General features: G+C 39.8%; 13 protein-coding genes. 1 reads left to right on the forward strand and 12 read right to left on the reverse strand.

The window, feature by feature from the left end; genetic code table 11:
* Nucleotides 1-201: 201 nt before the first annotated feature.
* From BN6465_RS07490 to BN6465_RS07500, 3 genes are read right to left on the reverse strand one after another with little or no spacing between them, the layout of a single operon-like run.
* Entirely contained in the window at nt 202-2,760 is a 2,559-nt protein-coding gene (locus BN6465_RS07490) for a hybrid sensor histidine kinase/response regulator (RefSeq protein ID WP_066733214.1), read from the reverse strand.
* Between the two features lie 5 nt (nt 2,761-2,765).
* The gene (locus tag BN6465_RS07495) at nt 2,766-3,128 is read right to left on the reverse strand and encodes an Hpt domain-containing protein (RefSeq protein WP_025641501.1); all 363 of its coding nucleotides are present in this window, start codon (nt 3,126-3,128) and stop codon (nt 2,766-2,768) included.
* A gap of 19 nt (nt 3,129-3,147) precedes the next feature.
* Nucleotides 3,148-4,800, reverse strand: coding sequence for a diguanylate cyclase (locus BN6465_RS07500; protein WP_025641500.1), 1,653 nt, complete (start codon nt 4,798-4,800; stop codon nt 3,148-3,150).
* Nucleotides 4,801-4,960: 160 nt separating this feature from the next.
* Between BN6465_RS07500 and BN6465_RS07505 the strand changes: the two genes are divergently transcribed.
* On the forward strand, nt 4,961-6,424 hold the full coding sequence (locus BN6465_RS07505; protein ID WP_025641498.1) for a GntR family transcriptional regulator: 1,464 nt from the start codon (nt 4,961-4,963) through the stop codon (nt 6,422-6,424).
* A gap of 175 nt (nt 6,425-6,599) precedes the next feature.
* Here BN6465_RS07505 and BN6465_RS07510 read toward each other — a convergent pair whose 3' ends face one another.
* The 9 genes from BN6465_RS07510 to BN6465_RS07550 all read right to left on the reverse strand — a co-directional run bounded on the left by BN6465_RS07510 (nt 6,600) and on the right by BN6465_RS07550 (nt 13,026).
* Nucleotides 6,600-8,216 (reverse strand): S8 family peptidase, encoded by a 1,617-nt coding sequence (locus BN6465_RS07510; RefSeq protein ID WP_199882803.1) that lies wholly within the window; start codon nt 8,214-8,216, stop codon nt 6,600-6,602.
* A gap of 240 nt (nt 8,217-8,456) precedes the next feature.
* Nucleotides 8,457-8,582: a DUF3788 family protein gene (locus tag BN6465_RS21190; protein ID WP_242868062.1), complete on the reverse strand. Its 126-nt coding sequence runs from the start codon at nt 8,580-8,582 to the stop codon at nt 8,457-8,459.
* A gap of 191 nt (nt 8,583-8,773) precedes the next feature.
* Nucleotides 8,774-9,703, reverse strand: a complete 930-nt coding sequence (locus BN6465_RS07520; protein ID WP_025641494.1) for an AraC family transcriptional regulator — start codon at nt 9,701-9,703, stop codon at nt 8,774-8,776.
* 29 nt (nt 9,704-9,732) lie between these two features.
* On the reverse strand, nt 9,733-10,068 hold the full coding sequence (locus BN6465_RS07525; protein ID WP_029467290.1) for a TipAS antibiotic-recognition domain-containing protein: 336 nt from the start codon (nt 10,066-10,068) through the stop codon (nt 9,733-9,735).
* Nucleotides 10,062-10,283: a MerR family transcriptional regulator gene (locus BN6465_RS07530; RefSeq protein WP_025641492.1), complete on the reverse strand. Its 222-nt coding sequence runs from the start codon at nt 10,281-10,283 to the stop codon at nt 10,062-10,064. Before BN6465_RS07530 ends, BN6465_RS07525 begins: the two co-directional genes overlap by 7 nt.
* Nucleotides 10,273-11,196: a DUF2268 domain-containing protein gene (locus tag BN6465_RS07535; RefSeq protein ID WP_025641490.1), complete on the reverse strand. Its 924-nt coding sequence runs from the start codon at nt 11,194-11,196 to the stop codon at nt 10,273-10,275. The genes BN6465_RS07530 and BN6465_RS07535 overlap by 11 nt, the downstream gene beginning before the upstream one ends.
* A gap of 301 nt (nt 11,197-11,497) precedes the next feature.
* Nucleotides 11,498-12,049, reverse strand: a complete 552-nt coding sequence (locus BN6465_RS07540) for a DUF3795 domain-containing protein (RefSeq protein ID WP_066733216.1) — start codon at nt 12,047-12,049, stop codon at nt 11,498-11,500.
* Between the two features lie 85 nt (nt 12,050-12,134).
* Nucleotides 12,135-12,551, reverse strand: a complete 417-nt coding sequence (locus BN6465_RS07545; protein WP_025641484.1) for a pyridoxamine 5'-phosphate oxidase family protein — start codon at nt 12,549-12,551, stop codon at nt 12,135-12,137.
* 70 nt (nt 12,552-12,621) lie between these two features.
* The gene (locus BN6465_RS07550) at nt 12,622-13,026 is read right to left on the reverse strand and encodes a GNAT family N-acetyltransferase (RefSeq protein WP_025641483.1); all 405 of its coding nucleotides are present in this window, start codon (nt 13,024-13,026) and stop codon (nt 12,622-12,624) included.
* Nucleotides 13,027-13,049 lie beyond the last annotated feature (23 nt).

The following is a 13,049-nucleotide window of genomic DNA, read 5'->3' on the forward strand; positions in this document are numbered from 1 at the left end:
GGATAGCCCACTTTTAGTAAAAAGCACAAAAATTAAAGCAGTGATATAAAAAATTACAAAATGCCGAGCGACGGCAAAAGAAACGCCGCCGTACAACAGCCATACTGACACGCCTGTTCTATCTTGCGGCGCCACTTCTTTTTGTTGGAGCGCAGTTTGTCCGCCATCTGCTGTAATGACAGTTTAACCGTCTAAGGTAAATTATGATAAATATCTTTTTAATAAGCGGGTCAGCTCTACGACATCAATCGGCTTTGCTATATGGGCATTCATACCACATTTCAAGCAATGCTGTATATCGTCAGAAAAAGCATCTGCGCTCATAGCTATGATTGGAATAGTTAAGGCATCGGGATGGTCCAGGCCCCGAATTGATTTTGTGGCCTCATATCCTGTCATATGCGGCATTCGTATGTCCATAAGAATGGCATCGTAATAACCCTCTGGTGAACTTTGGAACTTGTCCAGACATATCTGGCCATCCTCTGCCCAATCCAGCTCTACCCCTAAATCGGACAGCAATTCTTTCGCAACTTCCCAGTTCAGTTCATTATCCTCGGCAAGCAGAATACGACGTCCGGATAGATCGATATTTTGATTCAATGTCTGGTCATCTTCCGTTTCAATGTCCATATACTGACGCAAAGCATGATACAGCGTGGATTTAAAAAGGGGCTTGGAAATAAAACCACTAATCCCCGCTTCACGGGCCTCCGCCTCAAATTCACTCCAGTCGTATGCGGAAATCAGCAGAATCGGTACTTCATCACCTAAATTACTTCGGATTTCTCTTGCTACCTGAATCCCATTTATGTCTGGCAGTTTCCAATCTAATAGAATGATTTGATAATCATCTCTCTTTTTATGGTGTTGAATTACCAGTTCTATCGCCTTTTCTCCGCTTAAAGTCCATTCAGCTTTTATTCCGATAGATTTTAGTGCGTCCGTGGCTGTCTCACATAGTAACTCGTCATCATCAACCACCAGCATATTCCACGAGGGAAGAACCATATCCATTTCCACTGCAGCCGCCTTTTCAAAATCAAACGTGAGAAGAAACTCGGTACCTTTATCAATCTCACTTTTTATATCAATGGCTCCTTCCATTGCGTCCACAATGTACTTAGTAATCGCCATTCCCAAACCGGCGCCCTCAGTTTTATGTATTCTGGCTCCATCCGCACGGCTATAGGATTCGTATATCTTTTTCAGGAAATCTGGCGACATACCAATTCCGTTATCCTTGACCTTGATATGAATTCGGACATAATTTTCACCTTTCGGAGATTCTTCTTCAGAAAGGGATAATTGTATCGAACCGCTCTCCGGTGTATATTTCGTTGCATTTGATAAGAGATTTAATAAAACCTGATTCAAGCGGATACCGTCGCACCACACATTTTCTGTTGAGATATTTTCAACATGTATGTCGAAGGTTTGCTTTTTTGTCTTGACCTGTGGCTGCATAATATTAACAATTCCTTCAACAACTTCTTTTAATGAAATTTGTTCTGTTGTTAAAGTTAATTTCCCACTCTCGATTTTAGACATATCTAAAACATCATTAATCAGCCCTAATAAATGTTTACTTGATAATGTAATTTTTCTAAGGCAGTTCTGTACCTGTTTCCGGTCATCTATGTGGGCTGTGGCAATGGCAGTCATGCCAACGATTGCATTCATGGGGGTACGGATGTCTTGGCTCATATTTGCTAAAAATTCGCTTTTGGCTTTGTTCGCTTCAAGAGCCGCCTGCCGGGCTGTCTCCAATTCACGCACCTGAGAACGGGTTATGGAGAAATACCGAAGAAAAATCAAGGTCAGAATAATCAAAACAGAAGCACAGGATAATAGTGTCATGAGTATACGCTGGCTGCTCAGATTATTTATGGCATCATCCAATATACTATAAGGCATTACAGATACTAAATACCACTCAGAATAGGGTAATAAGATACCGTATATTTGCCGTTCTTCGCCCTTTACTTCAAATGTCATAGCAAATTCCTGATGATTTTTTAGTGCGGCACCAAATTCTTTAATAGAATTATCAACAGATAACTCATTGGCCGTAGGATCAAGCTGTTTTTGTAGTTGTTCAAATAAATGCCACAACTCCGTATTAGGGTTCTGTATAACAAAACTACCGTCTGGCCTGATAATATGATAATACATCAGCTGCCCATCGTCTTCTAAGGAAAGGAAATCAGTAATATATTCCAGAGGAACGGCTGCAATCAGGCCAGTGCTCCTATCTCCATTGTGCATCGGGTAAGCAGCATCAACGCCAAACAATACCACTTCATTTCCATCAGCATCAACGCCCACAGAGACTCGTTGCTCTCCTTGTAATAATGCTTCAACAAAAGGTTCCGGATTAAGTGGCTGTATGGATTGTCCATAAAGTGTCTGAAAATCCCCCTTGGCAGAACAAAGTGCTAAATAGTCAAAGCCCCTGGCCTGCGTTCTGTAAATAAGTTCTTCATATAGACTCTCCCTATCTTTGTTATCTGTTGGGACAACAGAAACAACGCCGCTGACCTGATCAAAACGTAATTTAATCACAGTTTCAAAATGTCTGGACATCTGTTCATTCATTCCGGACATATAAATATTCCCAATTTCATAAACAGTATTTTTACTTTTTCGGCTCATATAGACTCCGAGCAGACTGAAAATAATAATACTGAAGATCAAAAGCCCAATGAAACTGCATATTAGAAAACGTGTTGTAGAATTCTTTTTTTTATTGTTTTCCATTGATGTTATTCCTCCGTGGAACTTTTAAACTCGTTAATAGCATTGATTGTTTCATAGTAATCCATTGATAATCTCGGCATCATATCGCTTGCTGTATTCCAGTCGTTTTCTTTTAATGCTTTTGTTACCAAATTACTGCTCTCAAACAATCTGGTAAAAGCAAGATTTTGACAAATCCCTTTCAGTGTATGAACGGCTCTCAGCGCTTCTTCATAATCCTTATTTCCCATAGACGTTTCAAACAAGTGAAAGCTTTTATCGTCCAAGAATTTGTAAACAAATTTTTGAACGATTTGTTCACGCCGCAGTCTGCCCAATACCTCATCAAAATCACCGCCAAATTTTATATAACAATCTTTTAGGTTCATAATCACAATTCCTCCATTTTTAAATGTTGTCTGGTTTGCTTTCTTCCTCGTTTAGGAAACATATGCTTACTTGATTTTTTACTTTTTTTGATTGATACATCATATTGTCTGCCGCTTTGAAAAGTTCTTTTGTGTTCCCTATTCCATATACTCCGCCTATGCTTACAGACATATGTAGTTCGGGATATTCATCAATTATCAAACAATCGACGGAATGCCGGATCCGCTCCAGTTTTTTCTCAAATATATCTGCCGGTATACTGAAAAAGATAATTACAAATTCATCGCCACCATAACGGATAACAGCATCTGTTTTTCGTACACAGGATAAAACGCTTTGTGCAATTCTCTGCAATACGATATCGCCAACATCATGGCCGTAATTGTCATTGATATGCTTAAAATTATCTACATCGATTACCACCATTGCCTGAATATCGTCTGCTCTTTGAAAATGCTCGTCATAATAACGGCGATTGTAGACACTAGTTAGGGAATCAATATATAGTAATTTTAGATGCCGCTGTTTGCGAGACAGGAAAGTGTATTTTTCATAGGAAAACAGCCTGTCGTAGTCGATTTTATTTCTTATATCCTGAATATTTTTCGTTTCTTGTTCAGGGGAGACTTCCATAAGCTCACTTTCAAGAGTATCTGCAATTTCTTGTAAACACAGTAAAAGAGAAGGATTAAATGCACCGCATTGTCCTTCTAAAATCATTTTCAAAGCTTCTTCATGTGAATAAGCTTTCTTATAACATCGCTCACTGGTCAAGGCATCGTATACATCAGCCAATGCAACCACTTGAGCGGCTATGGGAATTTCCTCTCCCTTTAATCCATCCGGATAACCATTACCATCGTACCTTTCGTGATGCCACCGGCAAATCTCAGAAGCCACTTTGATAAGCGGAGCTTCCTGCTGCTCAATGGGTAGGTCTAACAGCATGTTGGCACCAACGACTGAGTGTGTTTTTATGACTTCAAATTCCTCTGCTGTTAGTCGTCCAGGTTTATTAAGTATTGCATCCGAGATTGAGATTTTCCCAATATCATGCAGCGCTGAAGCAGTGCTGATTAAAGAAATATCTGCTTTGGACAAATGGTATTGATCTGTAAGCCGAACCAACTGTTTCAGCAAATATTTTGTGATCGTATTAACATGCAGTATATGTAGGCCGCTCTCTCCATTACGGAACTCCACAATATGAGATAAAATTGAGATCATCAGTTTATTATTCTTTTCCTGCTCATGAAATTGTTCTGCAATAATTTTTTCAAGGCGCTGCTGCCTTGCATATAAAAACATCGTATTAGAAATGCGGCGCTGGACAATGGTCGAATCAAAAGGACGGCTAATGTAGTCAAAAGCCCCCAAGTCATAAGCTCGCTTTATATTCGCAGGAGAATCATCCGCAGAAATCATAATAACAGCGAAGTTGTCATTCCAGTGGTATTTGTTTATGTAGGCTAATACTTCAAATCCGTTCATTTCAGGCATCATAATGTCCAGAAGCAGAAGGGAGAAATCTGTTCTTTGCTTTGAAAGAACAGAAATTGCTTCTACACCATTCTCAGCCTCAACTACCTCATATTGCTCCTCCAAAATATCCACTAAAAGAGCGCGATTCATTTCTGAATCGTCCACAATTAAAATTTTTTGTTTTTCCATGATATTCAAACTCTTTCCTAATAATTATACAGTTTTATTATATATTTTATCCCATATGCTAACAATAGCCATATTGGTAAGGTATGCAAATAGGTTTGCGTTTTTTGATGCTGACAAAATGGGTTCATTATGATATAATCAGGCAGATAGGAGACTAGTAATGAAACCACAAGAAACAAAATTTTCATTTGTATATAACGAAATTAAGCAGAGTATTTTAGATGGGCAGATACTTCATGGAAATACCTTGCCATCTTCAAGAATGTACTGCGAACAATTCCATGTTAGCAGATATACGATTAACCGCGTTTTTGACGCATTGAGGGAAGAAGGATTAATTGATATTCAGCCTCGTCTTGCACCGACTGTTGTTTCAACAAAAGATATTTGTAATTCCTCAAACACTGTTTTTGAGATTTTAAAACAAAAGGAAGAGATTTTACAGGTATATCAAACTTTTGCTCTAATACTTCCTTCACTTTTAGTTTTTGCATTGCAGGGATGTGATGTGGAGGTACTGCCTCACTATAAACAGGCGGTGAAAGCATTGCGTTTAGGATATACCGCTGGTGGATGGCGTCCTCCCTCTAAATTAGGATATGATATATTAAGAATAGGCGGTAATCCCCTATTCAGCGAACTCTATTCTACGTTTGGCCTTTATAATAAACTTTCATTTTTTACAGAAGAGTGCACTTATTTCTCTAAGCATTTTTTACAGGAAGCTGTATCTGTAGCCAAGGTCATTCCAGATATTTTAAAAGGCGATGATCCACTCATAATGTACAACCTGCTCTCAGATATGTATCAGAAACTTACGGATTTCATTGAAAATACGTTAAATCATCTGTCAGAGGACACCCCCAAATGCCCTTCACAAACTGGTTTGAAGTTTTCGTGGAATCCCATGCGTGGTCAAGATTATTGTTACTCAAAAATTGTTGATGACCTGAATCTAAAAATCGGCCTTGGAGAATATTCTGTTGGAATGTTTCTTCCATATGAAAAGCAACTGGCCAGCCAGTATGATGTTTCTATATCGACGGTCAGAAAGGCTTTGTCAGAACTTGAACAAAGAGGTTTCGTAAAGACATTAAACGGTAAAGGTACTATAGTTATTGAACCCGATAGTACTAAACTTCATCAGCTGGCTCTTAATTCCGGATATGTAGAAAAATCACTACGTTACCTTCATGCCCTGCAGCTAATGGTGCTAATTATTCGCCCAGCTGCTTTAGCTGCAGCTTCACAGTTTGCTGGTGAAGAACTGTGCGAGTTGGCGGATAGATTTACTTCTTCTGACTCTGTTTATTTGGCAGATATTTTGGAAGCCATAATGAAACACACCACGTTAGAACCTTTATATGTTATATTATCTGAAACCAATCATCTCCTTGAATGGGGGCACCATTTTGCTTATTATCCATCTAAGAAACATACACTTTCACATCTCAACAAGCAAGTCATTCTTGCGCTTCAACAGTTGAGGAAAGGTAATGCAGACTCCTTTGCGGATGGCATAGCAGAGTGTTATCGTTACAATTTGGTTCGTATGAAGAAGCATATGGTAGAAAAATATAGATTTCGTAATGTAGCTAATATTCGAGTTCCAGAAAAATACTAGCCTGAATAAGACCAGTAGGGCAAGAATATCTTGTTTCTGCTGGTCTTTCCCATTTTATCCCAGAATCTTCTGCCATTCTACACTTATGAGTTCTGAAAGGGTAAAGCCGACCGTATGGCCTTATCCCTCCAAAGCGGATTCGTTGTGCTAACAGCAGACTGCATTTTGTAATACTTCAAAATCTTTGCAAGGCTTCAAAAGCGCCGTATAGATTTAAGATTCCATACCCCCAGGAACGGTTAGGATACAGTTCATTATTGCTTCTGTCAGCCCCTCGGATAAGAAGTTGCTTAATTTCTAAACTGCTCATGGCAGGCCAATTTCCCCTTACAATGCCCCACTCCAAGATCAATGCTGCTGCCCCAGCTGTCACTGAAGCAGCCATGCTGGTTCCGGTCATAAACACAGAACGGTTTCCCGGACCTATCGTTTTCACGTCTACCCCCGGAGCTATAAGATCTGGTTTGATCCTTCCTCTTCTTGTGAAGCCTCGGCTGGAACTAATATAAAGACTTTTATTCTGCACATGATAAGCCCCCACTGTAATAGGAATCTCTGCATTTGAGGGTTCGGTCAGAGTAATATCTGGATTTGAACTTAAAAATCTTGTACCTTCCGCTATAAACCCAGTTACGGGCATCCAAATATTATAAATCCTACTGAGCACGTTAGTTCCATAGACCCGCAGACGCCAAATCCCCGGTATAGGAAAGAACATGCGGATTACAATGAGTTGATCTCCACTCTGAGCTTCCAATGGCTGGAAATCAATATATATGATTGTCCTTTCAAATATAAAATCAAACCGCTGACTTCCGCTTCTAGCAGAGGGTCGGGGTACCATTTCTCCTGTCGGGGAGATTAAAGAAACAGACAGCACATCCGGTGTGCTTCCCCAGAGTTCCATTGTAAGCCCATATTCCCCTTCTGCCACTCGAAATTCTACATCTTCATATTCCTGCCCCTCTTTCAGAATCCCATAAAAATGATGCCCTTGATTTGCCTCATTGCCTCCTGCCACTACAATACAACGCCCCACACGAGAGCCAATGGCGTTGATATAAGAAGCAAGGGGAGAAGTCCCTTCATGTCCTCCCATATTAGTTCCCAAGCCAATACAGACTACAAGGGGTTTTCTTTCTCGCAATGCCAGTTCATGAAGATACCGGAGTCCCAGCATAATATCATTTTCTTGATAAGCAACCACATCCGTTTTTACACCGAAATATTGTTTCAGATACCCTTTCGCAGGCTTCAACTTCACAACTGCAATATCTGCTAGCGGGGCTGCACCAATCCAACCAGTTTCTTTATCCCGGCTTCCAGCGGCTATAGCAGCCATCTGTGTTCCATGTCCTATTTCATCCCTGCTGGGAACAATTGAAAAAGGAATGTCGCTCTCTAACGCTTGATTGATGATCTCCCGTCCATAAATACTGCCATAGTCAATTCCATCCGGTGTGTTTCCCGTCTGAATAGACTGATCCCAGATTTCTATAATCCGGCTCTTTCCTACCGAGTTTTGAAAACAGGAGTTGGTATAGTCAATTCCCGTATCCAAAAAGCCCAAAATCACACCCGCTCCTTGTAGCTGCAATACTGGATGCTTTTGTATTTGCAGTATACGTGAATCTACCAGACTTTCATTTTCCAACAAACCATATAGTTTTGGAAATACTTCATATTCATAATCAGTTCTGGATCTTGTTTCCAAATATTCTCTGGAAACATAATATACATCATAATAATCATTTATCATCTGAAAACACACTTCCGGAAAAAAACTTTCCAAGCCATTGGGACTCCAGCTGGACTTCCATAAAAAATCAGCATATTTGTCTGAGACAATTTTCTCTCTGCAGCTTTCCATCATTCCCATACTCCGACAATATTTGTTATAATATATGTAACTTTTATGGCTTTGTGTAAACTAACAGATATTTTATCATAGTTGTAAAACAAATCCTCCTGAAAAAGAAACATAGAGGCTATCAAATTCCTCAAAGAGAAAAAGCATTCGTGAATTTCATTATTATTGAAATAAACCGTTGTTTTTGAATACTGTCTGCACATAGTCGGAACATTGTGGCATAAGAAACTCTGCCTCCGTAAGTTCACGACTTCCTACAACCACAAGAGCGATAAAATAGCCTTGCATCGGATAGCGCGTACAAAGAGACTTTCCACCTTTTTATTCTTAATATTCCAGCCTGCCTGCTCCGATAGGTGGACTGGATATGGTTATTAAAATCTGTCCATAACGGATTGTTAATGTATTCCGTGACTTGCTCCAGTGATGGAGGTTGTTCATTTGAATATAGCGCATTCCAATCCATCATAAATTCCTCCTTAGCTTTTATTTTTCAGCGGCAAGGGCTTAACCCAAATTTCCATGTAGGCCATGTCCTCCGCATCTCTGTAATACTTCTCTGCAGAGAAGGGCTCTGTGGTCAGGCTGTGGTGCTGCAACCATGTACCAAAAAGGTACTTGCTGGCCTGATCCAAAGCTACCGTCACCAAATCCTCAAAATTTTCTGCTTCAACTCTGCAAACGATGTATTCTCCTGCCGAGAGTTCTCTCTTAACAAAACCATCTTGCAGCCGGTCCGGAATATTTTGAACAAGGCCGCCTGCAAAATAAGTGAAAAGGTTTTGTGCAGTACCTTCCGCATGGGACATTCCCATTTCAACAGTAGTATTAAGATTGGCTGCGATTGAAGCCTTCTCCATGTGATAACGCTTCCAAAGCTGTCCTGGCACGTCTACACCTGTGCTTTCACCAACCGGCATTTGTTCAGAAATGCAAACCTCTGTTTCCAATCCGAAATAAATTTCCGGTTTTTCCAATGTCTTTCTCTTAATCTCCAAGACGATATTTCCTACCACCAGCGGAACACCTTCGTCTATTAAAACATAATTCATGGAAACTTCCGGCTTATCGAATGTATTGAGCATTGGTAAATCCCTCCTGTAGCTTTCAGGCGTAATCCCATACGTTTCCTTGAAAGCCCGTGTAAAATTCGCATGGCTTGAAAAGCCATATTCCAAGGCAACGTCAAGAATCCTCTGGTCGGTACTTTTCAGATTTTCAATAACCTTTGCCAGACGGCGGAGCTTCACATATTCCTGAACCGGTTTATTTACCAGCCGCTTGAACAAGCGCTGAAAATAAAAGGGGGACAGACCGACAGTATTTGCCAGTTCTTCCGTTGAAATTTCTTTTGTCAAGTGTTCCTCGATAAAAGTCAAGGATTGTTCGATTGCTTCATATGCGTGCATTGCGGCACCTCCTATATTTGATGTTCAAATTATATCATTTTATTTTTTGCCAGGCTTTTCACGCAATGCGCTTTTTGATTAAGAAAATGCACTTTATAAAACAGAGACATAGAATAAGGGCTGCTGAACGACGGCTTTGAAAACAGAGCCGCCGCCAGCAAAATGTAATATGAGTGTAGGAAAGGAGCTGCCCAACAGCGTTTTTCTTTTTTGCCGCTGGACAGATATAATAGTTTATTAGCTATTACAGCAATAGACTTTAATTGCTTCACCAAAAATTCCGCAACATTCCATGTGGCAAATCTATTGATATACTCGACAAATCGTTCATCTGTTTGATAGAGTTCGCCCAGATACATCAGCATAATAATGCCTTGATCTCTTTTAGTGAAAACCCCACTTCACGGTAAAATAGAATTTGTTGTAACTTCTCTAAATCGTTTTCAGAATATAAACGATATTTTGTCTTATCTGCTTTGGCAGGTTCCAGCAGACTGATTTCATCATAGTAATGCAAAGCACGTATCGTAATGCCGGTCAGCTTTGCTACCTCGTGAATCATCATTTTTTTAGGATTCATCCCAAAATCCCTCCACTTCTTTCAGTATTTCATCAGCAGGTGTCATGGTAGCATCAATGATAGATTTTCCTGTTTTTTTCAGATAGTATTTTATCATATGATAGCCACAAGCATATCCGGCACAATAGGGTAAACCAACAGGAAAATAATTTTGCATTTTTGCCATTTCATCACCATATAGATATGCTGTCAGGTTATCTAAGCCCTGTACATCAAGACCTCCCCTAATGATAGGCTTGATATATCCGTTCAAAGTTTCCATATCTGTCTTGCTTACCCACGGCCCTACATTTTCCTCACCATATAGGTAAGTAGCAAAGTTTTCAGCAAGTCCCTCACTTATCATCATTTCAGCAAGAGTAATGTCATTGTGCCATTTAATAAACTGGAAACGGACATTATGATTTGTTTCATGTGCCAAAGCTACGGGAAGTCTGCTCTTAGTGTGTTCAGATGGAACAAGCCATGTAAAAATGTAGCCGGGAATACCTCCATCTCCACAGTAATTATCATTCATTATCATATAAGGGTTCTCTGGATCAGCCAGCAAAACGGTGTAGAAATATTCTTTTATCGGCAACTCAATTTCTGCATCAGTAAAACACTTTAATGACCGCTCGATAGACTTTTGACAGTTATCCCAAAATTGGTTATCGTCTAACAGTGTAATACTTTGAGCCCATGTTTCATCAATTTTTTCTGGCAGAAGAAAGCCTAACATACCACTTGCCATAATAACATCATAGCCATTCGGCTGTGCAGCCTTCATTGGCACATTGTAGCAGGCCCATTTCTTTTCAAAAGGCTTCATCATTTCATAGCGATAAATATCATTCTTTTTAGAAACTGGCGCTTCCATGATTTTTCTGTAGATACCGTCAGAACGAACGGCCTGTACTTTTAGGATACTCATATTTTGTACTTCCTTTCAATATTTTGTAACCTCATTCTACGGTATGACGGAACGTCAAAGTCAATAGTTTTTGAAATATTTGAAAAATTTCTTTTTACATCCGTTTGCCAGTTTATCCGCACCTTTCGGAATCAACCGTACCCGGCTAAGGTGAACCACACCATCGATCCGGTTCTTTACACATAGTTTCTGCACCCGGTGCTTGTATTACTCCCATTTCTTTGCAGTTTCTTACATTGTCATTGCGTTCTTTTACAAACAAAAAGCGCCACTGAAAATATGTGGCGCTTTTTCAAATACATTATCTCTTTTTCTTGTGTAACTTTAAGTCAATATTTTTCGTTGCCGCTGCATCCTGCAGTAATCCAGCAACAAAAGCGCTTTTTTCTTTGAGCGTCAGTGTTTCCATATCAGGTTTACGGTCAATTTCTTTAAGTACCGTTTGCAGTTCTTGCAGTTCCAGCAGGTTGACGGCTACGCAAAAGAGTGTCTTTTTGCGGCCATCATTATAATTCGATAATAAAACCTCCAGAATGTTGGCCTTCTCCGCCTGCTCTGCATTATAAGCGTCTATTCCAAGGCGTTTGGCCTTTTCCATATCGGATTTTCGATTTCGATGTGTTATAAAGGAATCAAAATCGTCAATATGATCATATTTTTCGCAAGGGTATTCACTGCATTGGAAACAGTATTGGGCGCCGTTGTGCTCTATGCTGCACCTTGCAATTTTACACGACTGATTTCCTTCACCGCCGCCACAGCCAGGGCAGTTTTTATTCAAAAACATGGGGCAAAGCCCGCAATTCAAACCGCAGAGGGAAAATAATTGATTTTGCCGGTTAAATCCTTTCATAGAACCTCCTTAAGCAGCCTACCTGCAAACGGTTAGGATAAGCTTTAATAATGCTTGACCTAACACAGTAGGAAATTAGAGAATTTTAAAACTCATATCTTGTACCATGCGAGAGCAACAGGCCATCTGTTAATTCCACACGCAGAATGATGGTGTTTTCATCGTTAAAATCAGTATGGCCGTTATCAATCCATTCAGCAAAGACTTTTTTCAGCTTATCAGCAATCTCACAATTCTCTTTTTTTCCGAAATAACCCAGACTGATGCCGTTCCCATGCGCTGTAAACCACTCACCTGCGACTGCAACAACAGGATTATCTTTTATATGCTTCATTTTATTTGAGAGTGCATGGGTAATGATATAAAATGCACCATTTTCGTAATAGGCATTGACGTATCGCACATAAGGCGTTGCATTTTCCGTTGTTGCTAATGATATAATTGTATCTTTCCCGAAACGCTCAATCATGACCTGTTCTGCTTCTTGACTAAATTCTTTCATTGAATTATTCTCCTCTTAAAATACACTTTTTAACTCTGATCAAATTCCAGATAAACCGGAAGCTATATTGTTATCGAAAATGTTTCAGTACCATTGCTGAGTAATTATCATATTGCTGAAACCCATATCGTTCATAAAACGCAATCATCTTAGGATCGGACGGCATAATTTTGACATAAAGGAGGTTTTCAAAGCAACTCATAATCATCTTCATCAATTCATCGCCAATATGATGCCCCTGATATGCAGGGTCTACCAGAAGATAATGTAGAAATGCAACTGTTTCGCCATCATCAAGTGCCCGTACCAGTCCAATCAGTTTGTTATCATCCCATGCTGAAATTACATGCGAAGAATTTTGCATCGCCCGAACGAGTTTATCGGGGTAATTTCCGGACTCCCATCCCACGGACAAAAACAGTCTTTGCAGTTCTTTCTCTGTAAAAATATGGGTGTCTTTATACTCAATTTTCATACCACAATCTCTCAATATTTCTT

Origin of the sequence: Bariatricus massiliensis (assembly GCF_900086725.1) — a bacterium.
Lineage (GTDB): Bacteria > Bacillota > Clostridia > Lachnospirales > Lachnospiraceae > Allocoprococcus > Allocoprococcus massiliensis.